Annotated in this window: 22 protein-coding genes; 12 read left to right on the forward strand and 10 right to left on the reverse strand. The window is 37.4% G+C overall.

Annotated elements, in window-relative coordinates:
• Positions 1 to 5 precede the first annotated feature (5 nt).
• The 3 genes from DRF60_RS00965 to msrB form a co-directional block, all read right to left on the reverse strand.
• Positions 6 to 386, reverse strand: coding sequence for a cupin domain-containing protein (locus DRF60_RS00965; RefSeq protein ID WP_116010256.1), 381 nt, complete (start codon positions 384 to 386; stop codon positions 6 to 8).
• A 9-nt stretch (positions 387 to 395) separates the two neighbouring features.
• Positions 396 to 1,151 (reverse strand): murein L,D-transpeptidase catalytic domain family protein, encoded by a 756-nt coding sequence (locus tag DRF60_RS00970; RefSeq protein WP_116010257.1) that lies wholly within the window; start codon positions 1,149 to 1,151, stop codon positions 396 to 398.
• A gap of 137 nt (positions 1,152 to 1,288) precedes the next feature.
• On the reverse strand, positions 1,289 to 1,723 hold the full coding sequence (msrB, locus tag DRF60_RS00975) for a peptide-methionine (R)-S-oxide reductase MsrB (protein WP_116010258.1): 435 nt from the start codon (positions 1,721 to 1,723) through the stop codon (positions 1,289 to 1,291).
• Between the two features lie 281 nt (positions 1,724 to 2,004).
• Here msrB and DRF60_RS00980 point away from each other — a divergent pair, with 281 nt between their 5' ends.
• Both DRF60_RS00980 and DRF60_RS00985 read left to right on the forward strand, forming a co-directional pair.
• Positions 2,005 to 3,249 (forward strand): DUF445 domain-containing protein, encoded by a 1,245-nt coding sequence (locus DRF60_RS00980; RefSeq protein ID WP_116010259.1) that lies wholly within the window; start codon positions 2,005 to 2,007, stop codon positions 3,247 to 3,249.
• A gap of 18 nt (positions 3,250 to 3,267) precedes the next feature.
• Positions 3,268 to 4,155, forward strand: a complete 888-nt coding sequence (locus DRF60_RS00985; RefSeq protein WP_116010260.1) for a hypothetical protein — start codon at positions 3,268 to 3,270, stop codon at positions 4,153 to 4,155.
• A 29-nt stretch (positions 4,156 to 4,184) separates the two neighbouring features.
• Here the strand turns inward: DRF60_RS00985 and DRF60_RS00990 are convergent, their stop codons facing one another.
• Positions 4,185 to 5,222: a quinone-dependent dihydroorotate dehydrogenase gene (locus DRF60_RS00990; protein ID WP_116010261.1), complete on the reverse strand. Its 1,038-nt coding sequence runs from the start codon at positions 5,220 to 5,222 to the stop codon at positions 4,185 to 4,187.
• Between the two features lie 203 nt (positions 5,223 to 5,425).
• On the reverse strand, positions 5,426 to 6,121 hold the full coding sequence (locus DRF60_RS00995; protein WP_116010262.1) for a pseudouridine synthase: 696 nt from the start codon (positions 6,119 to 6,121) through the stop codon (positions 5,426 to 5,428).
• A 230-nt stretch (positions 6,122 to 6,351) separates the two neighbouring features.
• Between DRF60_RS00995 and DRF60_RS01000 the strand changes: the two genes are divergently transcribed.
• Both DRF60_RS01000 and DRF60_RS01005 read left to right on the forward strand, forming a co-directional pair.
• Positions 6,352 to 7,893, forward strand: a complete 1,542-nt coding sequence (locus DRF60_RS01000) for a glycine--tRNA ligase (protein ID WP_116010263.1) — start codon at positions 6,352 to 6,354, stop codon at positions 7,891 to 7,893.
• Positions 7,894 to 8,170: 277 nt separating this feature from the next.
• Entirely contained in the window at positions 8,171 to 9,703 is a 1,533-nt protein-coding gene (locus tag DRF60_RS01005; RefSeq protein WP_116010264.1) for a hypothetical protein, read from the forward strand.
• Positions 9,704 to 9,732: 29 nt separating this feature from the next.
• On the opposite strand, the gene DRF60_RS01010 is transcribed toward DRF60_RS01005, so the two are convergent.
• Positions 9,733 to 11,058: a M48 family metalloprotease gene (locus DRF60_RS01010; RefSeq protein ID WP_238639945.1), complete on the reverse strand. Its 1,326-nt coding sequence runs from the start codon at positions 11,056 to 11,058 to the stop codon at positions 9,733 to 9,735.
• A gap of 102 nt (positions 11,059 to 11,160) precedes the next feature.
• Between DRF60_RS01010 and DRF60_RS01015 the strand changes: the two genes are divergently transcribed.
• Genes DRF60_RS01015 through DRF60_RS01025 form a run of 3 tightly spaced genes read left to right on the forward strand, consistent with a single transcriptional unit; the run spans position 11,161 to position 14,478 of the window.
• Positions 11,161 to 12,294 carry a serine hydrolase domain-containing protein gene (locus DRF60_RS01015; RefSeq protein ID WP_116010265.1) on the forward strand — a complete coding sequence of 378 codons (1,134 nt, stop codon included), beginning with the start codon at positions 11,161 to 11,163 and terminating at the stop codon, positions 12,292 to 12,294.
• 6 nt (positions 12,295 to 12,300) lie between these two features.
• Positions 12,301 to 12,912 carry a YdeI/OmpD-associated family protein gene (locus DRF60_RS01020; RefSeq protein ID WP_116010266.1) on the forward strand — a complete coding sequence of 204 codons (612 nt, stop codon included), beginning with the start codon at positions 12,301 to 12,303 and terminating at the stop codon, positions 12,910 to 12,912.
• Positions 12,913 to 12,927: 15 nt separating this feature from the next.
• Positions 12,928 to 14,478 carry a tetratricopeptide repeat protein gene (locus tag DRF60_RS01025; RefSeq protein ID WP_116010267.1) on the forward strand — a complete coding sequence of 517 codons (1,551 nt, stop codon included), beginning with the start codon at positions 12,928 to 12,930 and terminating at the stop codon, positions 14,476 to 14,478.
• On the opposite strand, the gene DRF60_RS01030 is transcribed toward DRF60_RS01025, so the two are convergent.
• The 4 genes from DRF60_RS01030 to DRF60_RS01045 all read right to left on the reverse strand — a co-directional run bounded on the left by DRF60_RS01030 (position 14,479) and on the right by DRF60_RS01045 (position 18,583).
• Positions 14,479 to 15,390 (reverse strand): hypothetical protein, encoded by a 912-nt coding sequence (locus DRF60_RS01030; RefSeq protein WP_116010268.1) that lies wholly within the window; start codon positions 15,388 to 15,390, stop codon positions 14,479 to 14,481.
• 9 nt (positions 15,391 to 15,399) lie between these two features.
• The gene (locus DRF60_RS01035) at positions 15,400 to 16,212 is read right to left on the reverse strand and encodes a hypothetical protein (RefSeq protein WP_116010269.1); all 813 of its coding nucleotides are present in this window, start codon (positions 16,210 to 16,212) and stop codon (positions 15,400 to 15,402) included.
• A 10-nt stretch (positions 16,213 to 16,222) separates the two neighbouring features.
• Positions 16,223 to 17,083 (reverse strand): complement C1q domain-containing protein, encoded by an 861-nt coding sequence (locus tag DRF60_RS01040; RefSeq protein ID WP_116010270.1) that lies wholly within the window; start codon positions 17,081 to 17,083, stop codon positions 16,223 to 16,225.
• 228 nt (positions 17,084 to 17,311) lie between these two features.
• Positions 17,312 to 18,583 (reverse strand): Y-family DNA polymerase, encoded by a 1,272-nt coding sequence (locus DRF60_RS01045; RefSeq protein WP_116010271.1) that lies wholly within the window; start codon positions 18,581 to 18,583, stop codon positions 17,312 to 17,314.
• A gap of 405 nt (positions 18,584 to 18,988) precedes the next feature.
• Between DRF60_RS01045 and DRF60_RS01050 the strand changes: the two genes are divergently transcribed.
• The 5 genes from DRF60_RS01050 (at position 18,989) to DRF60_RS01070 (ending at position 24,357) form a co-directional block, all read left to right on the forward strand.
• A complete protein-coding gene (locus tag DRF60_RS01050; RefSeq protein ID WP_116010272.1) occupies positions 18,989 to 19,489 on the forward strand; it encodes a M15 family metallopeptidase in 501 nt (166 codons plus the stop codon).
• A 189-nt stretch (positions 19,490 to 19,678) separates the two neighbouring features.
• Positions 19,679 to 20,716, forward strand: a complete 1,038-nt coding sequence (locus tag DRF60_RS01055) for a patatin-like phospholipase family protein (protein ID WP_116010528.1) — start codon at positions 19,679 to 19,681, stop codon at positions 20,714 to 20,716.
• Positions 20,717 to 20,948: 232 nt separating this feature from the next.
• On the forward strand, positions 20,949 to 21,119 hold the full coding sequence (locus DRF60_RS21035; protein ID WP_157967914.1) for a hypothetical protein: 171 nt from the start codon (positions 20,949 to 20,951) through the stop codon (positions 21,117 to 21,119).
• Positions 21,120 to 21,415: 296 nt separating this feature from the next.
• On the forward strand, positions 21,416 to 22,048 hold the full coding sequence (locus tag DRF60_RS01065) for a leucine-rich repeat domain-containing protein (RefSeq protein ID WP_116010274.1): 633 nt from the start codon (positions 21,416 to 21,418) through the stop codon (positions 22,046 to 22,048).
• An 8-nt stretch (positions 22,049 to 22,056) separates the two neighbouring features.
• Positions 22,057 to 24,357 carry an autotransporter outer membrane beta-barrel domain-containing protein gene (locus DRF60_RS01070; RefSeq protein ID WP_116010275.1) on the forward strand — a complete coding sequence of 767 codons (2,301 nt, stop codon included), beginning with the start codon at positions 22,057 to 22,059 and terminating at the stop codon, positions 24,355 to 24,357.
• Positions 24,358 to 24,370: the final 13 nt, after the last annotated feature.

Here is a 24,370-nt window from a genome sequence, read left to right on the forward strand (position 1 = left end):
ATTTCCTATCTGGTATCAGCAATAAAATAATCCTCTGCATGATCAGCAATCGGAATATAAAGCCTTTCCCATTTCTCACCTCCTATTATATCCCAGCTGTGTCCTTCTCCTTTAATATCTTCAGCGAGCAAAATGATTCCCGGCTCAATAAGAAACGTAGAACCGTCACTTACCCTGAATTTTATATTTCCCTTTAATGTTACAACATATTGCCTTCTTGGAGCCGGATGGGTTACTTTCTCCCATTCTTCAACGGTATTGCTTATCCAAAAAGTGGTTGTATTCATTGGTTTTAGCGTCGGAATTCTCCCTTTTTCGAACGTACATGTTCCATCGGGATTATTCGTCAGCCTTACGGCAGAAACAAATTCTGAAGAATCTTCCATTTCAGATCATTATGACTTCAGCCACTCTGAAGAAGACAAATAATTCTGATCCGGATAATAGATGAAAAGACAGTTTCGTCCTTTTATCGTATTAATGATCGGCTGTGTTAATGCTCTCGGTACCGCGGGACATCCCCAGCTTCTTCCGATTCTTTTGTGCGCTGATGCAAATTCATCACTTACATAATCTGCTCCATGCATCACGATAGCTCTTCTGTAGGCCGCATCATTAAAACCTTTATCCATCCCCAACAATTTCAACGAATATCCGTTGTCTCCCTGGTAAGTAGCATCTGTGATATAAAATCCTAAGCTGCTCTGCAGCGAACTTTCCGTATTAGAAAAATTCGACGCAAATTCTTCGCCTGTATTTTTTCCGTGTGCTACCAGTGAATTGAACAGTACCTTTTTCTCATTGGTATCAATTACCCAAAGCCTTTTTGTATTCGAAGACATAGAAAAATCGCAGATAGTCAATAAATGCGAGTCCTGGCTAAGCAATCCTGCTTTTTTTAAATTTTCAAAACCTGTTAATGCTTTTGCGAAAACCTCGTAATTCAGCTCATGTTCAGGGTCAAATGGAATTGATTTGTACAATTCTTCTGACGAAGATGCTGTACCAGCGGTCTTCTCAGATTTCGTGTCTGCTACTCTTACAATTTTTGCTGTATTGACATTCTCATTCTTTACTGCCTTCCCCGGCGAAAGATAGAATGAAGTCGTGACCATATATACCAGGCCTAATACACTATAAATTCCTTTCATTCAATAATATTAAATTCCAAATTAGTGAGGCAAAATTATAAAAACATAATTACCAGACACTTATAAGTCCACAAAGTTTAACTGAATTTAAGAAACTTTAACGTCCTGATTTTGTGAATTAAAGCTTAATATTTTTGTTAATCTGCAACAAATTCCAGGCTTATGGAATTCATGCAATAACGCAGTCCTGTAGGTTTCGGACCATCGTCGAAAACGTGTCCAAGATGAGAATCACATCGTTTACAAAGCACTTCTACCCTTTCCATTCCATAGGCAGTGTCTCTTTTGTAATAAACGCCTTCTTTATCTGCTTCAAAAAAGCTCGGCCATCCGCAGCTGCTCGCAAATTTTGAGGTAGAACGGAAGAGATGATTACCGCAGACTGCACAGTAATAATCCCCGATTTCATCAAATTCATTATACTTTCCGGTAAATGCTCTTTCTGTAGCAGCCTCTCTGGCAATGGAATATAAATCCGGGGCAAGGATCTTTTTCCACTCATCATTAGAAATATCAAGTTTTGAAGTATCGGTTCTGGAATAGTATGGATTGTTTTTTGCTTGGTTTTCCATAGAATTATTTTAAATATTTTTAATAATATGTGTAAAAATAGAACCACAAAGCTTTTTAAACACTTAAGTTATTTTAAGTTAAAATACATCACGCACTAGAAGTTCACTTAAGTCTTTATGAAAATCTCTGATTTTCTACTGATGTGATCTTACTATTTTCAGAAGTGTAAAATTTTTAAAACTAAAGTTTTCTAAAGTGTTTAAATAACTTAAAAGCTTTTGTGACTTTCGTGGTTAGAATAAATCATAAGTTCACAACCAAATTTAGTAAATTTGAGCATATGAATGACGAAGCGAAAAGAAAACAGCTGAGAAAATATAAAATGTTTGCCACCGGACTATTTGTCCTGATGGCCGTTATTTTTATCGCCACTACCCTACTTCAAAAGTCGAGTCCATCTCATTGGCTTGGTTATGTGAGGGCTTTTTCCGAGGCAGCAATGGTTGGGGCCCTAGCAGACTGGTTCGCTGTGACAGCTCTTTTCAGGCATCCGCTTGGACTTCCTATTCCGCATACAAACCTCATTGAAAGCAGTAAACAGAGGCTGGGTGATAATCTCGGCAGCTTTGTGGTGAGCAATTTCCTTTCCCCTCAAAATATACGACCATATATCCAGAAGCTTAAAATTTCAAATTTCGTCGGAGAATGGCTTGGAAAAGAAAAAAGCCAGGAAATCCTGATCAGGAATCTTTCGGATATTGTTCTGGATATTCTTAATAAGCTTGATGATACTTCTGTGAGCCAGTTTATCAGCAAAAAAGTGTCTGAAATGACTGATGATATCAAACTTAATAAAGTGGTGGGCAACGGTATCAGCTACATTCTGGAAAAAAATGACCACCAGAGAATTGTTACCAATCTTTCCAAACAGATTAAAGAGTATATCATCGAAAATGACGAAATGATCAAAGAGCGCGTACAGAAAGGAAGTTATTCATTCATCCCTTCTTTTGTTGATAATAAAATTGCAGATAAAATTGCCAGTGGACTTTCAGATTTTTTCAGGGAAATAGAAGAAGATTCTGACCATGAAATCCGAAACCTGATTACCCGGAAGATCCATGATTTTTCTACCGATCTGAAGGAAGATCCGAAATGGGATGATGAATTTAAAACCATCAAAAACGGCCTTCTGAAAAACGATAAACTTGATGAATACTCTAATGACATTTGGGTTTCCATTAAGAAAACTCTGATGAAGGAGTTACAGGATGACCAATCTTCTTTAAAAACCTACCTCACTAAAAACCTGAATGAATTTTCCGAAAATTTAAAAACGGATGAAAATCTTCAGAATAAGATAGATCATTGGGTTCGGGTAACCGCTTATAAATATATTCTTAAAAACACCCATCAGTTCGGAAACCTCATCAGTTCCACCGTAGGAAACTGGCAGGGCAAAGAGCTAAGCGAAAAACTGGAGCTGGAAGTGGGAAAAGACCTGCAGTTTATTCGGGTGAACGGAACACTCGTTGGAGGACTGGTTGGACTGATCATCTATACCATCGCCAATTTCTTCCTTTAAAAACTATCAAACCCAACCATGAAAAAACTATTAATCACTTTGCTTATTCCTCTTTTTGCGCTCTGTTTATGCCAGAAAGTTGAATTAAAAGCAGTAACGGATTCTTCACAGGTTTTCAAAGGAGAGATCGCAGGAATGCCTGTTACCATGCAGCTTTATTTTGCCGGAATTGCTGACTGCAACCTCAATCAGTATTTTGTTGACGGCTGGTATTATTACGATAAGTATCAGAAAAAAATACCCCTGATCGGTATTTACGATTACGGAAAGCTTTCTTTATATAATTTTGGAAAGAAACAGAAGCAAAATTCCAAAGTATTTAAAGATCAGATTACTTCACCTCAAAAAGTGGAAAGAACCGCTGAAATTGCAGAAACGCTGTTTCCAAAAGAATCCATTGTTTTTGAACAAGATAATTCTAAAGAAAATTCAATCTCAGGAAGTTTTTATTTGGATAACAAAGCCAAACCTGCCAAGTTATTTACCGGTAATGATATGATCTACCGTTATAATAATTATCTGATATTACCCAACAACAAAAAGATCAATACGTTTGATTTCATTAATAAACATGGCGGCAATCAACTGATTTCTTACGCTTCCGGAGAAAATGGAAACCGGATTTTACTGTATTTTGAGCATTCTTCCAACTTCAACGCCTGCGGAAGATGCGGAGCCAGTGAAGGAGAAAAAGGTTACAGGATCCTGTACTTTACCAAAGACTGGAATTATAAAAACTATGAAGAATTCCATACTGAAAGCTGCCTGGAAAATATGTACGACACCCTGGAAACAAAATCCAAAGACCGGAAAATCTTAAAATATAAAATCAATAAATCTTCATCTTCTCCCGCCCATACCCTTACAGTTGACGTAAAAAATGCAACGGTTGTAAAATCAAAATAAAAAAGAGAACATTACGCTCTCTTACTTTTTTATCTTGGAAGCCTGCCGGCTCTTTTTAAAAGTTCTTTATTGATCTCATTGATCAGTTCCGGGCCTTCGTAGATAAATCCCGTATAAAGCTGTATCAGGCTTGCTCCTGCATCCAGTTTCTCTATAGCATCTTTTGCACTATGGATTCCTCCCACTCCGATGATTGGGAAAGCTCTGTTGCTTTTATCGGAAAGATATTTGATCATTTTTGTGCTTCTTTCACGGATAGGCTTTCCACTCAATCCTCCATTTCCTATCTGTTCCAAAGCTTCAGGAGAGGTTTTCAGACTTTCTCTGTTTACAGAAGTATTAGAAACTACAATACCGTCAATCTTTGTTTCTTCGATCAGCTCAATGATTTCGTCTAACTGGTTGTTATTAAGATCCGGAGCGATTTTCAGTAATATAGGTTTCTGTACAGATTTCGATTGATTGATTTTCTTTACTGCTGTAATCAGCTCACGCAGATATTCCACATCTTCCAGTTTGGCGTGGCTTCCCACATTCGGACAGCTTACGTTCAGTACAAAATAATCTACATGAGGATGAAGGCCTTCAAAACAGTCTAAGTAATCCTGGGTATAGTTTTCAGGGCTTGTATCTGTGTTTTTTCCGATGTTTCCCCCGATGATTATTTTTCCTTTATTTCCTTTGAGTTTTTCTATGGCAGCCTGAAGACCATCGTTGTTGAAGCCCATTCTGTTGATGATCCCTCCATCTTCAATTAAACGGAACAATCTCTTCTTAGGATTTCCTGCCTGAGCTTTTGGAGTTACGGTTCCGATTTCTACAAATCCAAAACCAAGATCTCCCAGCTCGTTGAACAAGACTGCATTTTTATCAAAACCGGCAGCCAGCCCTACAGGATTTTTAAATTTTAATCCGAAAACTTCTCTTTCCAGACGCTTATCTTCAATAGGTTTGGGTAAAAATAGTTTGGTAAGAAATCCAAAATTTTTAAGCATTGAAAATGTAAAATGATGAACTTCCTCGGGATCAAATTTGAAGAGAATGGGTCTGATGATACTTTTGTACATTGAAAAAAAGTTTTACAAAAATACTCAATTTAAAATTAATGTTCGGTTAACCTATGATATTTTATCAAATTGTTTTATAAACACCATCTATAAAACACAATAGTTTTTTTATCCTTGTCAAGGTTTAAAACCTTGACAAGGATATTTCCTAGAAACTTGCTCTGTAACATAGAAAGTTTATTAATAAAATCTTTGCGTTTAATTTAAGAATACGAACTCAAATCGAAATTCAAAATATTACCTACTCTTTTGAACTCTTCATCTATAGTAGCATTTACCGTAATTCTTTCGTTAGAAACAGGATGATTAAAAATCAACTGATGGGCGTGAAGCGTCATTTTGTTGATGCCAAATGTTTGAAGCCACAATTTATTCTGTTTATTGCAACCATGTTTCCGACAACCTAAAATCGGATGCAGAATATGTTTAAAATGTTTTCTTAACTGATGAAATCTTCCCGTTTCAGGAATGGCTTCTACCAGGCAATATCTGGAAGTCTGATGTTTTAAAAAAGGTAAATCTATTTCTGAAGTCTGTAACCGGCAATAGTAAGTAACTGCATTTTGCCTGATTTCATTTTCATTAATTAAATCATAATCAATCGTTTCTTCTTCTTTTGCCCAACCACGAAGAATTGCCAGATATTTTTTCTCCACTTCGCGTGAGGCAAACTGTTCGCTCATAATTCTAAGCGTTTCTTTATCTAAAGTAAACAGCAGAACACCTGAAGTTTTTCGGTCTAACCGATGTACAGGAAACACTTTTTGCCCAATCTGTTTCTTCAACTCCTGAATGGCATAAGTATCGGCTTCTCCAGCATAAAAAGATTTATGAACCAATAATCCGCTGGGTTTGTTGATGGCAATAATATGCTCGTCGCGATAAAGAATTTCTAACATGGGACAAAAGTAGAAATTTTATACTGATTTAGCCCTGATTGAACGGCATGTTTGAGCTCATTTTATTGGATTAGGCGCGGCGGCTCCGCCGCCGCGCCTAATCCAATAAAATAGCGAGTAGAGAAAGCAGGTTCCCGGCTCCTAATTCACATGTACATAAAAACTTCCACCTTCCCGCCTCCATCTTCCTACATTTTCACTATTTTTGCACATCAGACGTAAAAAAAATTATGGCAAAGCAAGAAGATGTTTTCAAGAAAGTGATTTCTCACGCTAAAGAATATGGTTTTATTTTTCCTTCCAGTGAGATCTATGACGGTTTATCCGCTGTTTATGATTATGGACAGAACGGGACCGAATTAAAGAACAATATCAAACAATATTGGTGGAAAGCTATGGTACAGCTTAACGAAAATATTGTCGGCATTGATTCGGCGATCCTTATGCATCCTACCACATGGAAGGCATCGGGCCACGTAGACGCTTTCAACGATCCATTGATTGATAATAAAGATTCTAAAAAACGTTTCAGAGCAGATGTTCTGGTAGAAGACTACTGCGCAAAAATTGAAGATAAAGAGAATAAAGAAATTGAAAAGGCAGCGAAAAGATTCGGAGATTCTTTTGACAAGGCTCAATTTGAAGCTACAAATCCAAAAGTTTTGGAATACAGAGCAAAAAGAGAGGCTATTCTTTCAAGACTGGCAAAATCTCTGGAAAATGAAGACCTTGCTGATGTAAAAGCTTTAATTGAAGAATTGGAAATCGCTGATCCCGATACAGGTTCTAAAAACTGGACGGAGGTAAGACAATTCAACCTGATGTTCGGAACTAAATTAGGTGCTTCTGCAGATTCTGCGATGGATCTTTATCTAAGACCGGAAACGGCTCAGGGTATCTTCGTTAACTTCCTGAATGTACAGAAAACTTCACGTCATAGGCTTCCTTTTGGTATTGCTCAAATCGGTAAAGCTTTCAGAAACGAGATTGTTGCCAGGCAGTTTATTTTCAGAATGCGTGAATTCGAGCAAATGGAAATGCAGTTTTTTGTAGCTCCGGGAACTGAATTGGAATTCTATGAAAACTGGAAACAAAAACGTCTGAACTGGCATTTAGCTCTTGGATTAGGTAATGAAAACTACAGATTCCACGATCACGAAAAACTGGCTCACTATGCCAATGCTGCGGCTGATATTGAGTTTAATTTCCCGTTCGGGTTCAAGGAACTGGAAGGTATTCATTCAAGAACAGACTTTGATTTAAAAGCTCACGAAAAATTCTCCGGAAGAAAACTTCAGTTCTTCGATCCGGAAAGAAACGAAAACTATGTTCCTTATGTGGTGGAAACTTCTGTTGGTTTAGACAGACTATTCCTTTCTATATTCTCTCATTGCTTAAAAGACGAAATATTGGAAGATGGCTCAGAAAGAACGGTTCTATCTTTACCTCCGGCTTTAGCACCAATTAAAGCAGCTATTCTTCCTTTAATGAAGAAAGACGGTTTGGCAGAATATGCAGAAAATATTTTCAATGATCTGAAATATGATTTCAACTTATTCTACGAAGAAAAAGATGCAATCGGTAAACGCTACAGAAGGCAGGATGCCATCGGTACTCCTTACTGTATTACCATCGATCATGACTCTTTAACAGACCACACGGTAACGATAAGAGACAGAGATACGATGCAGCAGGAAAGAGTTCCTGTTTCTGAACTAAGAAGAATTATCGACGAGAAAACGAACTTCAGAAATTTACTTTCTAAAATATAGACTCAAGCCCCATTTGGGGCTTTTTTATTGCTTATTTACAGCCTGCCTATTGTGTCATTTGTCGAGTCTATGGAAAATTAAACCTCACTGATTTGGCCGGTAACAACTGTTTTTTGCTTTATAAAAGATTAGAAGGTATTGTATTAGCTGTTTATATTGCAAACCTTATAGGTCTTTGAGACCTACAAGGTTTTTCTTTCACCAGAAAATTCCCATAAAGAAAATGAACTTATCCGGCGTATGTCTTAATTTATTATTTTTGGGAAAAATAATAATTATGAAAAAAATATATTTTCTACTCTTTGGATTGTTCCAAACTTTATCCTATTCCCAGACACAAGACCTTACAACACTTGCAGCCGGTGATCATGTAGGAATGAATGCCCTGTTCGATGATAAAGATAATCTTTACGGTTATGTTTCTCTTTATTCTTATGGAAAAGCAGGTGACAAGACCAAGAAATTCGAATATGTAATCCTGGATAAAAACCTTAACCCTGTTGCTAATAAAGAATTTGAAGGAGATATTACAGCCGCCTCTTATCGTGGGTATGTTGACTTTAAGGGACAGATCATTTTAAAACCTTCCATGATGGATTATTCACTGGTCAAAAGCAGGGAGGTCTTCACACCGGTTTCTATGGTGATAGATCCGAAAACCAATACCATCAAAAGAAAAATATACTACGATTACCTTGAGGATGGTACGTTCAAGGAGATCAATGAGCCCAAAAATTGGAAAGCTCAGCGCAAGGAAAACCGTGAAGAGAAAAAAGAAAAGGGCTATAACTATGTTTCCGCTGTAGGAGAAGTAAAGGAAGGTGGTTATTTTGCCATAGAATATAAAGACTATGGAAAATATGTGAACAGCAACAGCATCATTAAATTCGACGATAATAAAAAGGAGCTTTGGAGATACAAATACAATACTGACGGGAATAAAAAAGTATTCTCCACATTATCCGTTCTGGAAAGAGATGAGAACCATATGTACTGCATCATGAAAAAGGCAGACGATGATAAAAAATCCTTTAGCCTTGTGGTGATCGATATGAAAACCGGAAAAGAAGCCGCCAACAAGCCTATCACCGGGCTTTCCGATACAACTATCGACCTCATCGACAGTTTCTCTCTGGGCTATGGCAGCAGTCTTGACAATGATAAAACATTTGACGACAAGATTGTTCTACTGGGAAGAAATTTTGCCAAATATGATTTTATAGGCTATGCCAGGATGATGGTGAATAAATCTGATTTTACCGTAGACACGAAAGAGATCAATTTCAAGCCGGACTTTGCATCATTCCTTCCGAAAATCAATGCCAACGGAATGGTAGAAAGCGGTTATATGCTCCAGACTAAGGATATGTATTTTATGAGTGACGGAAGCGTTGGAATTCTTACAGAAAAATACAAACCGGCCGGCCAGTACAATGCACCTAAAACAACCGACCTGGTTTACGTTTATACAGATAAAGATTTCAAGATCAAAAATGTCAAAGTTTTTGAAAAGGAAAAAACAAAATGGGTGAACAGCGACTATCTTTTCTCGCAGTATCTCAACGGAGGAAAAGATGTTGTCTTCTTTTACCGCGATTATCAGAAAGATGAAGTTACCAGACAGAAAAAATGGAACCTTTTCATCAACACGGTTATTGACGGAAAGTTCAAGCAGGAAATCATTCCTATTTCTGAAAAAGACAATTATGCCGTTACGCCGTATGTTGGAAAAGAGGGTTATATCCTTCTCCGCGAGTACAACGCGAAAGAGAAATTCAATAAGATCCGTTTAGAAAAACTGAACTATTAAAATAAAAAAATAAGAATCCTGATGATGCATCAGGATTCTTTTATTTGGTAGCTGCTCTGGTAAAAGTCGGCTATATTCTTTATATCATCAAGACTTAAATTCCACATAAAATTCAGGAACTGCTGATAGCTTTCACTTTGATTCTTAGGTTCTATCCTGTCCAGATAACGGTTCAGGTTGTAATTTTTCCGGGCTTCATATATTTTCGAAAAGCATTTGCCTAGCCAGCCTTTATAATATTTTTCCTCTTCGCCGTCCTGCAGGAACTGCATGGATACATAAATTCCCAATCCGTAATCTTCGGAATGAAAATAATTGGGAAGGATTTCCATTCGGGCCATTTTCTTTAATGTTACAAAAATCTCAGAAGACTTGTCTGGCTCCTCAGATGTTTTCAGCTCTGTGAAGCTTTTTTTGAGTCTCTCGATTCTTCGGGGCATTTCAGGATGCGATGCGAGAGAATCTTTATCCAGCTTTTCTTTGTAAAAATTATAATTGTATAGGGAGAAATCTTCTTTTTTCATCCACTTTTCATTGAAGGCCTGCTTGGGAAGATCAAAAAGTTTTTTATAGGTTTCCACCTTTAATTCACGGGGAGAGATCGTATCAAAATCCTGCAGCCGCTGAAGTGCATTGACAAATTCAGCTTTCTTAAAATCACTGTTTTTAAAGATCACATAGCCCAGAGAATCTGCCTTCATTTCCTGTTTCCTTCTTTCCACCCCTTTTCTGTAGGCCCGGTTCTTCAGAATATCAAAAGCTTTCTGGTTTTGGCTCTGGCTGCGTCTTTCTGTTGTTTCCTTTAAATTCTGAACAGTCATTTTATCCAGTTGGTTCTGTTCAATAATGCTTAAAAATGTTTTAAGCGAATGTTCATCAAGTTTGTGTCCCAGCTCATGGGTGATCACTGCTGCGATCTGGTCTTCACTGTTAAGCCAGTTGTACAATCCCAAATTGATCACAAACGTACCGTCTGCAAGGCAGTAAGCATTGGGAGTATTATCCCTTGCCACTAAAATTTTCAGGTCTTGAGGAATGTTCGGATTGTTTTTTCTGAGGCGCTGGATCAGGCTTTTTATTTCAGTTTCAAATTCAGACTTGAAAATAAAATCTTTATTCTTTACCTGCTTTTCGAAATCAGTCCCGAATTCTTTATAAATCCTGGACAGTTCTGTACCTGTCTTCCCGGAATACTGCGATTTTAATTTTTTAATAAAAACCTCGTTATTTCCGGCAAAACTTTTTAAAAATTCTTTTCTCTGTAAATAGTCTGCGGTGTCGATCATTTTATAGGTCTGGGCAGCTCCCATCACTGAAAAAATGAAAAACACGAATACAATAAGTTTTCTGGTCATATTTTTCATCATTAATCGCAAAAATAGTTTATTTACCGCTTCTTTCTCATTTTCTTATCAAAATTATTATAAATTTGTTTGAGACTGATACTCATAAACCATATGAAGGTATTAAAATATGTAATAGGCGGGGCAGCCGTAGGTGCAGCCGCAGTTTATCTTTTGGAATACGATTATTTATTCAGCGGAATTTCCAAAACGTATCTTAAAGGGAAGTTAAGCGCTAATATCGACGACGGGAATCTCTTTCCGGGAAACCTCATCGCTACAAAAGAACCGAAACTCTGGACGGAAGCCCCTGAATACAACCATAAGGAACTGCCTGAAAATGTTATTGAGAATTTAAAACATTCCAAAACGGCTGCCTTTGTTGTTATAAAAAATGGAAAGATCCTTCATGAACAGTATTGGGACGGCTATAACCAGCTTTCACAAACCAATTCTTTTTCTATGGCAAAGGCTGTTACCGTCATGCTGTTAGGAAAAGCTTTAGAAGAAGGTGTCATTAAAAATATTGATGAAAAATTTTCTGATTTTCATCCCGAATTTGAACAAAAACATTTCGGGAGGGATGTTACCCTTAAAAACTTAGCCCAGATGGAAGCGGGACTCGACTGGGATGAAGATTACAATAATCCTTTCCTGCCGAACGCAAAAGCCTACTATGGCAAAAATCTTATTAAGGCTGTATTTTCAAGAAAGTTTAAAGAAGGACCCGGTACCCGATTTGAATACCAGAGCGGATCTACCCAGCTCCTCGGATTTGCTTTGAAAAAAGCCCTAAACCAGACTTTAGCAAGTTATTTATCCGAAAAATTCTGGATCCCGATGGGAATGGAACAGAATGCTTCATGGAGCACGGATAATTACGGGATGGAAAAAACATACTGCTGCATCCACTCCAATGCAAGAGATTATGCAAAACTGGGACAGCTCTTTCTAGATGACGGGAAGGTGAGAAATCATCAGGTCCTTAATAGGGATTTTATTGAGCAGATGAGAACACCTACGGAAAAGTCTGAAGAGATTTATGGAATGGGCCTCTGGATTAATCATGACAATCCTATCAAACATTATTATTTTCTTGGGCTGCAGGGACAATATATCATTATGGTTCCCGAGCACAACATGGTGATTGTAAGAACCGGAAGCTATAGAAATAATCCTAAAAACGACAGAGGAAGGCCGGATCAGGTAAGATTCCTTGTCAATGAAACCGTATCATTATTTCAGTAAAAAGCCATGGAAAATTATCAGATAAAAGTCGATGAGTACATTGAGAAATCTCCGGATTTTGCAAAACCCATTTTAAATTATCTCAGGGAAACTATCCATGAGTGCTGTCCTGAAGCAGAAGAAGCCATAAAATGGAAATTTCCCACTTTCATGTATAAAGGAAAAATACTTTGTTCTATTACTTCTTTCAAACAGTATTGCAGCCTCGGATTCTGGCTTCATCAGGACATGAAAACTTTAAAGGAAATAGAAACAATAGCCGAAAGAAGTTCAATGTTCAGTTTAGGCAAGCTCACCAAAATGGAAGACCTGCCTTCAAAACCTCAGCTTAAAAAGGCAATTAAAGAAGCAATGGAACTTACAGACATGGGGGTTACCATGAAGAAAACAGCACCATCCAAAGTGGAAACTGAAATCCCTGATTATTTTCAAGATGCTTTGAATAAAAATAAAGATGCTTTGACTATTTTTGAGAAAAGGTCTCCTTCTTTCAGGAAAGAATATATCAACTGGATTACAGAAGCTAAAACTGAAACGACCAGAAATAAAAGAATGGAACAGTCTTTGGAATGGATAGCCGAAGGAAAATCCAGAAACTGGAAATACGAAAAAAAGTAAACACAATAAAAACAGATGGGAAAAAAAATTATATTCTTTCTCTTCCTCATATTTTCACATTCCCTATTCTCTCAACAATTTGATTTTGAGAGACAGTATAAATATGCACGGTCACTGGCTTCTAAAAATCCGGACAGCTCGGAAATTGTCCTGAATACCATCATAGATTCTGCTCGGAAAAAAAATCAACCGAATTATATTGCTAAAGCTTATTATCTGAAATCATTCAACAGTTATTTAAGATCCGATGCCAAAGGAAGTCTTGATTTTGCGGAAAAAGCACTGAAAATATCTACAGAAAACAATTATGCTCCTGGAAAAGCGCTTGCCTACAGAATGCAGGGAACACAATATGCAAAATTAGGGCTGTTAAAAGAAGCTTCAGAAAGCTTAAATAAAGGGTTGTCCGAAATAAAAAACGAGAACACGGATGAAGGACATGAGCTGAAAGGAATGATTTACAATTCTTTTCTGATTCTTTTTAATCAGAATGAATATCAAAAAAAAGAGTCTTATTCTAAAAATGCAGTCCGGGAATTTCAGCAGATCAAAAATGCTCCGAGAAGAAATGAACTTCTGGTTTCTGCGTATACCAATCTGGGCTATAATTTATCTGAAACAAAAAAGTTTGATGAAGCCCAGTCTTTTTTTGTGAAAGCTCTTGCACTAGTTGGGAATGATAATCATTATCTGAAATCCAACATCCTCCATGATATCGGCTTCTCATATTCTCAGCAGAATAAACCGGACAGTGCTGTTTCATATTTTCAGAAGGCTTTAAAAATTGCCAATCAATATGGTTTTACGGAAAAGAAAATAGAGATTACAAAAAACCTTGAAGAAGCCTACAAAAAATTGAAGGATCCTGAAAATGTTCAGAAATATAAATTGGAAAACCTTGAATTAAAAGACAGTGTTGCCTACAATCAGAAAATGGCCGTCAATAAAACCCTTACCCAAAAGGAGGAGAATTTCGACAGCCAACTGATTAAAAGCCATAGTCTCTCAAAAGGCCTGATTACAGCCTGTATCATGCTGCTTCTCCTTTTGGGAGCGGTTATTTTTAATATGATCAGCCTACAAAAAAAACACAAAAAAACTGTAACCCAAATTTATCAGCAGGGGATTACTCCCGTTGCGTATGAAGAAGATCCTCATGAGGTTGAAGATCAATCGGGAAGCAGCATTCCGGCTGATATAAAAATTTCACCTGAAGCAGAGGAACACATTTTAGCAGGCTTAAAGGCCTTCGAAGAGAACTTTGACTTTAACAACAAAAATATTTCACGTTACAACGTATCTAACACCCTGAATGTAAACACAAAATATTTGTCTGCAGTGATCAGGAAGCACAAAAATTTCAATTTTAATCAATATATTAATCATCTGAGAATTAATTATATTGTTGATAAGCTAAAAAATGATCCTCAATACCGTAAATACAAGATCAATCATCTCGCAGAAATCACAGGATACTCCTCTCACAGTGCTTTCTCTCTTGAATTCAAAAAAATAACAGGAATACACCCTTCTGCATTCATCAAAGCTCTGGAAGGAATATCGTAATTACTGTTCTGCTATGGTCAGGTTGTTATAACCTCCTGTATTATTCAGCGAGAAACCTGCTGTATTTAAACCATTTAAATTGAACCAGATATAAGGCATCAAACGCTGTCCTGTAGTCATATAAAAGGATGCTGTACAGTTACTTCCTGCATCAATATTGCCGTTGCTGTTTGAAGACATGGTATTGACGCATTTTACAGTATTTACAATATTGGCCGGGAGTACTCCTGCTGTATTATCATACAGCTGCCAGATCGCTTCTATCTGAATCGGGTTCAAAGGATCTGCTGTATAATTGATGGCAAGAGGAGCTAGATCTGTGGTAAAAGAAGCTACATAGACTCCGTTCCGAGGTGCTGTAAAAATTCCTGTAGAAGCATTGAAACTGCTTCCTGAGTTGCTTTCAAAAGCTTTCGTCCAGCCTACCAGATAATTGCTCGCACGGTTCTGTAGTCCTGTTGTGGTAGCAGCAGCAGGGGAAACCAGCTTTACCGTATTGTTCGTTTTTGCAGCGATAACAATAACCTTATTGGCTGTCGGCTGAGCTGTAAGCAAAGGAAGCCACTGATTTCCGTTGGAATATTCCATTCCGGTATTGTAGCGAACTGCACCCTCGTCTGCCGCTGCTGCTGTAAGTGAAGACGTTCCAAAGCCTATTGCTCCGTCCCCTGAATTTCTGGCATCTACTTTTACAGCCGGACTGTGTGTGCCCGCTCCTATTCTTCCGGTGTTTGTAATCAAAACATCATTAGCCTGCTGAGCAGGTGTAAATGAAGATCCTGACACGGGATTGTCCTTTTGCCCATCGGTATGAAGAATTCCTGCTGGATTCGGTGTATTAACCCCAACCTGTGAAAATGCCAAATTGAAGCTTAATGCTAAAATTATTATTAAATATCTTTTTTTCATCATTCCTGTTTTTTATAATCCGAAAATACTTAGAGAAGTCAGTGAGCCGTCCGTATCTAATGTTTTTGCAGTTCCTAAAGCCTGGTTGAGGCTTACCGTAATATTATCTCCCTTATTCAGGTTGAAAATCCCGGAACAGTTTCCTGCAACACGGTTGGAAAGGGAATTCGTTCCCGGATAGCTTCCGACACATTTGAATACCTTATTGGTCGTTGAAGAGGTGGAATTGGTCTGAATAAGGGTTTCATAGCGTGAATCATTGGCAATAGTCCCTGAAGCCAATGAAAATGTGAAAGAGACAATATATACTCCGGTTTTGGAAGCAATAAAAACTCCCGTTCCTGAATTAAAACTGCCGTTAACATCTGTTTTTTTTGTCCAGTTAGTAACAGCTGCCTGTGTTCCGCTGGTGAAACTCTGTGCTGAAGAATTTTCAGCATCTACGAAATCACTGGTGACTTTATGTGCCAGTGTGACCCATGAGGTTCCATTGGAGTAACTTAGGTCCTGTGTTCCGGTATTGTACCTCATCGCACCTGCTTTTGCTGCAGAAGCAGTTTGTGATGTTCCGCCAATACCTATAGCATTCACACGTTCACCGGATCTTAAATCCAATCTTACTTTGGGTGATTTTGTTCCAGCCCCCATATTTCCTGAAGAAGTAACGACTACATCATCATAATAGCTTGCCGGAACTGCCGAAGCTGTATTTTCCTGTCCGTCTACATGAAGTATTGCTTCGGGAGCAGACATATTGATTCCTATCTGTGCCTTAATCAATAGGCTTCCACCCATCATTAAAGCAATTGCTAATCTTTTTTTCATATCAAGTGTGTTATTGTTCTACAATGGAAAGATTTACAAACCCGTAATCATTACTGGCCGGAGTGGTATCTGTCCGCAAGCTTAAGCTTCCATTATACACAGACTGGTAAATATGTGGTTGGAAAGTGTCTCCTTTATTGAGCTGTACTCCCGCCACGCATGAACCTGCAACCTGTGCCTGCTTTGAAGTATTCGAAAAAGATTTTACACATTTTTTAACGACAGTACTTCCGTTCACAACGTATCTTACTTCGGAAAAGTATCCTGAAACAATGGGTATTCTTACAAAGTCATATGTAAAAGAAATTAAGTAAACACCTGTTCTTGGCGCTGTGAAAATGCCCGTTCCGGGAGTGAAATTAGCAGTAGGGTCCGAAATTTCTGTCCATCCGGAGATTCCTGTAGAAACCTGGTAAGGAACTTTAACTGCAAAATTAGCTGCCTGGAGGTTAGCTACTACAACAGCTTTTGTAGGTGAAGAAATAAGATCCTGCCAGACAATTCCGTCTGAATACTGCATTTTTCCACCATTAAACGGATTATACCTCATCGCTCCTGAACCTGCCACAGATGCTGCCTGGGTAGTCTCTCCTATCCCAATAGAATTGTCTGCATTATTAGCGGACCGGGCGTCTATTTTTACTGCGGGAGCAAGGGTTCCCACACCTATTTCTCCGTTGGCAGTGAATACCACATCATTAGCTGCCTGGGCAGCAGTTGGGATTCCGGAGGCAGGATTATCTTTGGCACCGTCGGTATGTAGTACGGCTTGAGGACTCGATGTATTAATACCAACCTGAGCATTGGCAAAACTCATCAAAAAGCATCCTCCAGCCACTACACTTTTCATCAATGTGTTTCTTTTTTTCATGTAATTTGTGGTTTTTAGAATGTAAAAATTCTTCTGCAAAGATAGATTGAAGTGAATCACCTGTGCAATACACAAATTGACTGATAAAATTTAACACACTGAAAATGTTTCAATTATAAACATTTAAGCAGTATCAAAATTCGGAATTTTAATAAATTGTGGTGACAAAATTCAAAAAAGCGTGCATTTTTTTAACTGGAAGTATATTTATCAGAAATTTTTTAAACATTAATGAAACCTGAAATTAGCTTCCGGAAGTGTATTATTTTTTAAGAAGGCTTCGTATTCCGGAGAGAGCCTGGCCCGTCCGAATGTATTTTCTCCGCTCATACTTCCGAGACGCACTTTATCTTTCCCGAATTTTTTATTCATGGCATCCATTGCTCTCATAACGGGAAGATGCTGGTTTTGGGTATCTTCTTCAAAAAGACTGATCAGTCTTTCATTTTCAGGAACGAAATCATTGACGATAACTCCTGCTCTTTTGTAATGGAACCCTTCTCTGTAAATAGCCTCAAAAAGCTCGTTTACCACCCTACCTATCAAAATAGAGGAATTGGTAGGATTAGGAAGGATCTGCGTCATTGCATTTTTATACTCGGGAAGATCTTTTCTGAAGCGATTGGTCTGGACAAAAACGGTAACCATTCTGCAGCATGTATTTTGCTTACGGAGTCTTTCAGAACAATACATTCCAAAGGTTTCCACACGTTCCCGGACTTCTTCTTTTTTGGTAAGCATTTCCATAAAGCTTCGGGTAACTGCTATTGACTTTTTAGGTAATGGACTGTCTAATTCGAGTTGGCGAACCCCTTTCAGCTCATTGATCATTCTTACTCCGTGGATCCCCATTATTTTCCGAACCCATATTTCGGGTTTCTGAAGGAGATCCCAGGCTTTATAAACACCACTGTCATTCATTTTTACTGCAAGTTTACGTCCTATTCCCCAGACATCACCTATGTTGAGCCATTTCAGAGCTTTTTCAATTTTTTCAGGAGTATCGAGGATATAAACACCTTCAAACTTATCCGGAAATTCTTTTACAATCCTGTTGGCGACTTTACAAAGCGTTTTGGTAGGAGCAATGCCTATGCTTACAGGAATACTTTCCTTATCCCATATTTCATTTTTAATCTTAAGGCAATAATCCCGGATATCTATATATTTAAAACCTGAAAGCTCCAAAAACAGCTCATCGATGCTGTACACTTCATATTCCAGAACGTATGACCTTGAGATTTCAATAACGCGCTGACTTTTGTAATTATAGAGTTCAAATTTCGCAGAGAAACTTTTTACATCATGCTGCTTGAAAAGGTCTTTATATTTGAATGCAGGAGCCGCCATCGGAATACCCAGATCTTTTGCCTCTTTGCTTCTGGACACCACGCATCCGTCATTATTGGAAAGCACCACAACAGCTTTTCCCTCAAGAGATGGGTCCAGAGTTCTCTCGCAGGAAACAAAAAAGTTGTTGCAATCTACTAAAGCATACATGACAGGGTACTGATATTTTAATGCAAAATTACATTTAAAAAAAATAATTATTCTGTTTTATCTTAAAATTAACATCACATTTAACATGCTGAATATTATGCAGTTAATTTACTTCAAACACGTCAAGTTTTGTCGCATTAAAGCTTTATTAGGCTCTGGAAGCTACTATTTCTGACTTCGAACATTTCAGCAAAATGATTTTATATTTGAACTTAAATTACTGATCGCAAAAAAACGGATTCCTGAGTTTGTGCATTAATTTTTTTAAATCCCATATATTATTAAGATATAAGGTTGCATGAAAAATTTTATATTTAAAATACATTTTTATTTAATATTATCAGTAAATACGTCAAGTTCCGTCGCCCTTAACCTATACTTTTGTTTCATAAATAATAATGAATCATGGATAAAGTAACGTCAGAAAGAATAAATAAGCTTCACCCTTCTGTAAGAGATGAAGTAAAACAGATCATAAAAGAATGCGATGAAGCCCTTACCGGAAGAGCTAAAGTAAGAATCACCCAAGGTCTGAGATCTTTTGAAGAACAGGAAAAACTGTACGCTATCGGAAGAATTACGTCCGGAAAAAAAGTAACAAATGCCAAAGCAGGCCAAAGCATCCATAATTACGGACTTGCTGTTGATATCTGCCTGATGATCGATGGTAAGATCGCAAGCTGGGACACCGTGAAAGACTGGGACAATGACAAGGTAGCCGACTGGTACGAATGTGTGAAAATTTTCGCTAAACACGGCTGGGACTGGGGCGGAAACTGGAAAACCTTTAAGGACCTTCCCCACTTCGAAAAAAAGAATATCCAGACTAAAAAAGGACTGGTTAAAACGAATTGGCGAATATTATCCAAGATGCCAAAAGATAAACAAAATTACATCCTTTTTTAATTCCCTTTTACTTGAAAATAATTATAATACGACAAGTTCTGTCGCTTCCCCGTCCTACCTTTGTTTTATAAGAAAATGTTAGTTAACTGAGGTCTCAAATACTAAAACCAACATCTGCTTTTAAAGGCAGAAAGTTGGTTTTAGTTGTCTCAGGAACTTAATTTTTCTATAAAAACCAACAAACATCACATGAAAAAGACAACCATTCTTTCTTTGGACGGGGGCGGAATAAGAGGTATTATCACCTGTATTATTCTCCGCTACATAGAGGAACAGCTTCAGTATCATGATACTCCGGGCGCCAAACTCGGTGATTACTTTGATCTGGTTGCGGGAAGCAGTACAGGAGGACTGATCGCTTCTATTATTCTATGTCCCGATGAACACCGGAAGGCAAAATATTCTATCCAGAAAGGGTTAGAATTATACGCTGAAAAGGGGGGCGACATATTTCAGGTTTCTTTTTGGGAAAAGCTGGTCAATCCGTTTGGCCTGCTTAATGAAAAAATTTCTCAGGATGCGCTTGAAAAAAATTTGAATGACTTTTTTGGAACTTTAGAACTTAAAGAATTTATAAAGCCATGTTTAATAACCAGTTATGATATTGAAAACAGAAGAGCAAAACTTTTTAATTCCTGGGAGGCTAATCTGAGCACAGATAATTTTTATGTAAAAGATATCTGCAGGGCGACAGCAGCTGCTCCTACTTATTTCAGTCCGGTGCAGATCAAATCGATGTACGGACAGATCTTCAGCCTGATCGATGGTGGCATGTTTGCCAATAATCCTGCTCTTTGTGCTTATGCGGAAGCTAGAAAAATTCCTTTTGCAGAAGTATTAAAGAATCATCAGAAGGCTAATCATCCCGGTGTAAATGATATGATTATCATCTCTATAGGAACGGGTGTGGAAGCCAGACCCTATTCTTTTAAAAAGCTGCAAAAGTCAGGAAAGATCGGCTGGGTAAATCCAATCATTGATATATTAATGTCTGCGAATGCAGAAACTGTAGATTATCAGCTTTGCCAGATGTTTCAGACTTTAGGCCAGCGAAACCAGAAAAATTATTACCGCCTGAATCCTTCGTTGAAAAATGCATCTCCGGCAATGGACAATGTCAGAAGATCAAACATTGAAAACCTGATTCAGGCAGGATTAAGCTATATTGATGATAACAGAGAAATTCTGAACCAGATTGTACAGAAATTGATCAAAAATAAAATATAAGCTTTTTACCTTATAAAGGACCCATATAAGTTAAATAGCTAATATTTAAAAAAATGTAAAAAATTTTTAAAACACGTCAAGTTTTGTCGTCTTCTCCTGCTACTTTTGGAGTATAAACAAAGACACAAAAAACAATCATTAAAATTTTAAAAAGCCTTTGAATTCAACATTTATTAATGCTGGACAGCCAGAAATATGTTCAAAACATAACCTCAACCTTAAAACACAAAACATGCAAACACCAGATCAAAATCCAGATATCCTTTTTGATGAAGACCTCTATACTATTGAGTGGAGCGATATCGAACATGCTGAGATGGACTATGAAAACTATCTCAATGATATTGAAAGCTTTTTCAGGGAAGATTTCGAAAATACTATTCCTGAAGAAAATATATACTAAATACATTATAACACGACAAGTTCTGACGCTGTCCGGAATTACCTTTGAAACACCAAATCAAAACACCTAGCAGTATCCTATAATCATTCAAATACACCTTTGAATCTATCATTCACAAAATGCCGGACAGCCAGAACTATGTCTAAAAATCTATAAAAAATATGAAAAAGTAATATGTAAGTGGAAATATAGTCTGCAACCACTAAAAAATGAGACTAAAACCTGAAGAGATTCTACTAAAAAGACTCTTCAATAACAATCTATTAATTAATCAAACAAAATCACACAATTTTATTATGAAAACAAAAGAAGAATTAAAACTCTTATTTGAAAATGGAGACAAGCCTATACAAGAAGATTTCTGGGCATTGCTGGACTCTTACTGGCATAAGGATGAAAAAATTTCTGAAAACTCCATTGATTCAACAGAAAAGGTAATTCCTTTTATTATTGATGAAGTAATTCTGGGAAATGCATTATCTATTTCTATTCCTGGAAATGTAAAAAAAATCAAGCAAGGTGCTTTCCAGTACTCAGGAATGGTTTATCAAATCATCGAAGTAAAATTTAGTGAAGGGATTGAAGAAATTGAGGTCGGAGCATTCCAAGGCCAAAATATAAAGAAAATCAAGACTCCTTCTACTTTAAAAGTTATTGGTGGTGGTGCTTTTTTCGGTCAATCAAATGGAGTGAATGGCACAGATTCGCTAGAAGAAATCAACTTAAATGAGGGTCTAACAACAATTGGAAATCATGCTTTTGATTGCCCTAGAGCAACCATTATTGAAGACTTATACATTCCCAGCACAGTAACAAATGTCGGACAAAATGCATTTGCAATTCCTTCGCTAAAAACAGTTTCAGCTCCAACCGGTCTGGATTTAAGCAATGCCGGAATTCCTGCGACAGCTACAATTACCTATAGATAAAAACAATTATGAAAACAAAACAAGAATTAAAAAAATATTTCGAAAACGGGGATATCCCAGTACAGGAAGAATTTTGGGAGTGGCAGGAATCTTACTGGCACAAGGATGAAAAGATTCCGTTAGATAAATTAGATTATGATTTCTCCAAAAAAGCAGATGCAAATGCTTCCAATATAGATCCGCAAAATGTTCAGCTTTGGAAAGATAAAATAGAAACCCAAACATCAATTCAGAATCCGGAACTGAATGGAAATATTTTAACGGTATTTTATACCGGTGAAAACGGCATTCAACAGAGTAAGGCGGTAGATTTAAGCAGTTTGATAACCAATAACATCCGTATTGAGAATGCAGAGTATGACGCCTCTCAAAATGTCATTACAATTACTCAGAGTGACGGATCTTCGTTTCCGATCAATCTTTCTGAATTTAGTATTGTCCCAACGACCAATATAGACGGAAGTGTTTCTTTGGTTCAGGAAAGTGTCGAAAAAGTAAAAATACACAAAGTTGGTATTTCAGGCAGCTATAATGATCTGAGTGATAAGCCGGCTTTTACCGAAAATGACACATTACAATCAGTTATAGACAAAGGTAATTCCTCCACCAAAGCTATTGTTTTTAATGCTGATCAAGGCAGAGCCGGAGAGTTGAACTTTAACAAAACTCTTTACTCTCATTATTTTGGTAATATTAACTCATCACAAACAGGTTACTACAATATGTCTATTGGTTACAATGCTTTGCCAAAAGTGACTACAGGTGGAAATAATATTGCATTGGGTTCTTATTCTTTTTCTGAATTAACGACAGGTAAGTGGAATACAGCAGCCGGGATATTAAGTGGTTCTAAATTAACCACAGGTGAATACAACGTATTCATTGGCACAGCATCAGGTGAAAATGCAACCACAGGCAATTCAAATACGATGCTCGGTGATGAAGCAGGAAACAGAACTACTACCGGATATAAAAATACATTTGTCGGAATGGGTGCCGGTTATTTTAATACAACTGGAAACCTGAATACATTAATAGGCTGGAAAGCCAATAATCAGTCAAATTTAGGTGATAGAAACATCATGATTGGCGTTTCAGCTGGTATGGGTGTTACAGGCAATAATAATATTTTGGTTGGTACTGGAGCAGGAATAAATGACGGAGCAATCAATAATAAATTAATTATCCATGGTAATCAAACATTAACAGGATACTCAAATACTGTTGAAGGAAATTTTGGAAGTTTCCAGCAAGGTCAGTTAAACAGAGCTTTAATTACAGGTGATTTTGTAGATCGCTGGGTTAGAATGAATGCTGGATTTCTACAAATTGGATCCCCTGCTTCAAATGCTGATGATATAACCATAACTCCAACAGCAGGAATAACAGCAGCTAAATTATATACTCCTGCAAGTAATAACGATTATGTTCAACGTGGCTGGATATTTAACAATTACTATAACCAGACTCAAATTAATTCCCTATTGAGCAGGACTTATCGTGTAATGGGATCCGTTGCCAATTTTGGAGTTTTACCTGCAACAGGCCAAACAACAGGTGACGTATGGAATCTACTTGATACAGGTGAAAACTATGTTTGGGTAGACAACTTGAATAATACCGTTGTTCCTGGCTGGGATAAGCTTTCCGGAGTGGTAGATGTTTCGGGTTATATACCAAGAACAGGAACCGCTACAGGCCAACCAATCACTGGAGATCTTCACTTAAATGAAAGCGTTAATTTTATTAATTACGTTAATCCTTCTTATAATTCTAAATTCGCTCTAGAAGATGGTGGTTTTGGATTTACAGGTACCGGGGGTTCTGGATCAGATACCTTTAACTTAACCATTTCTCAGGCAAGAGAATTGAATTTTACATCAAGTTTTGCTGATTCAAAAGGTATAACAAGTAATGTTTATTTTGGCGATAATTATGATGATAACTCTTTTATCCAAAAGAAGTACGCAGACAAACAACATTCTTACACTACCAAAGAAGAACTAACAGGTGGAACATGGGTCAACGGTAAGCCGGTTTACAAAAAAACCTTGTATTTAGATCAAATTCCAAGAACCGGCGAAATTGATTTCAAAATTGAATTCCCTGATATTGAAACCATTGTCTCCAACCAGATATTTACAGACTGGCAGGCAATAGATGCCTCTTTTGCGGGTAACCAATGGCGAACAAAAGTTTATATCACAATCGAAAGACGAATGGCGAAAATTGAGTTAATAAACGAGCCTGATTATGATTATTCTGTCATTGACTCATTTGCCCTGACTCTCGAATACACAAAACAATAAATCATTAAACAAA

The sequence above is a fragment of the Chryseobacterium elymi genome, assembly GCF_003385495.1.
In the GTDB taxonomy this organism is placed as follows: domain Bacteria; phylum Bacteroidota; class Bacteroidia; order Flavobacteriales; family Weeksellaceae; genus Chryseobacterium; species Chryseobacterium elymi.

Coding starts and splice junctions, on each gene's coding strand:
- DRF60_RS00980 (WP_116010259.1), top strand. CDS start 2,005: ATGAATGACGAAGCGAAAAGAAAACAGCTGAGAAAATATAAAATGTTT.
- DRF60_RS01000 (WP_116010263.1), top strand. CDS start 6,352: ATGGCAAAGCAAGAAGATGTTTTCAAGAAAGTGATTTCTCACGCTAAA.
- DRF60_RS01070 (WP_116010275.1), top strand. CDS start 22,057: ATGAAAACAAAACAAGAATTAAAAAAATATTTCGAAAACGGGGATATC.
- DRF60_RS01040 (WP_116010270.1), bottom strand. CDS start 17,083: ATGAAAAAAAGAAACACATTGATGAAAAGTGTAGTGGCTGGAGGATGC.
- DRF60_RS01055 (WP_116010528.1), top strand. CDS start 19,679: ATGAAAAAGACAACCATTCTTTCTTTGGACGGGGGCGGAATAAGAGGT.
- DRF60_RS01050 (WP_116010272.1), top strand. CDS start 18,989: ATGGATAAAGTAACGTCAGAAAGAATAAATAAGCTTCACCCTTCTGTA.
- DRF60_RS00995 (WP_116010262.1), bottom strand. CDS start 6,121: ATGTTAGAAATTCTTTATCGCGACGAGCATATTATTGCCATCAACAAA.
- DRF60_RS01015 (WP_116010265.1), top strand. CDS start 11,161: ATGAAGGTATTAAAATATGTAATAGGCGGGGCAGCCGTAGGTGCAGCC.
- DRF60_RS01035 (WP_116010269.1), bottom strand. CDS start 16,212: ATGAAAAAAAGATTAGCAATTGCTTTAATGATGGGTGGAAGCCTATTG.
- DRF60_RS00965 (WP_116010256.1), bottom strand. CDS start 386: ATGGAAGATTCTTCAGAATTTGTTTCTGCCGTAAGGCTGACGAATAAT.
- DRF60_RS01065 (WP_116010274.1), top strand. CDS start 21,416: ATGAAAACAAAAGAAGAATTAAAACTCTTATTTGAAAATGGAGACAAG.
- DRF60_RS01020 (WP_116010266.1), top strand. CDS start 12,301: ATGGAAAATTATCAGATAAAAGTCGATGAGTACATTGAGAAATCTCCG.
- msrB (WP_116010258.1), bottom strand. CDS start 1,723: ATGGAAAACCAAGCAAAAAACAATCCATACTATTCCAGAACCGATACT.
- DRF60_RS00990 (WP_116010261.1), bottom strand. CDS start 5,222: ATGTACAAAAGTATCATCAGACCCATTCTCTTCAAATTTGATCCCGAG.
- DRF60_RS01025 (WP_116010267.1), top strand. CDS start 12,928: ATGGGAAAAAAAATTATATTCTTTCTCTTCCTCATATTTTCACATTCC.
- DRF60_RS01005 (WP_116010264.1), top strand. CDS start 8,171: ATGAAAAAAATATATTTTCTACTCTTTGGATTGTTCCAAACTTTATCC.
- DRF60_RS00985 (WP_116010260.1), top strand. CDS start 3,268: ATGAAAAAACTATTAATCACTTTGCTTATTCCTCTTTTTGCGCTCTGT.
- DRF60_RS01045 (WP_116010271.1), bottom strand. CDS start 18,583: ATGTATGCTTTAGTAGATTGCAACAACTTTTTTGTTTCCTGCGAGAGA.
- DRF60_RS00970 (WP_116010257.1), bottom strand. CDS start 1,151: ATGAAAGGAATTTATAGTGTATTAGGCCTGGTATATATGGTCACGACT.
- DRF60_RS21035 (WP_157967914.1), top strand. CDS start 20,949: ATGCAAACACCAGATCAAAATCCAGATATCCTTTTTGATGAAGACCTC.
- DRF60_RS01010 (WP_238639945.1), bottom strand. CDS start 11,058: ATGACCAGAAAACTTATTGTATTCGTGTTTTTCATTTTTTCAGTGATG.
- DRF60_RS01030 (WP_116010268.1), bottom strand. CDS start 15,390: ATGATGAAAAAAAGATATTTAATAATAATTTTAGCATTAAGCTTCAAT.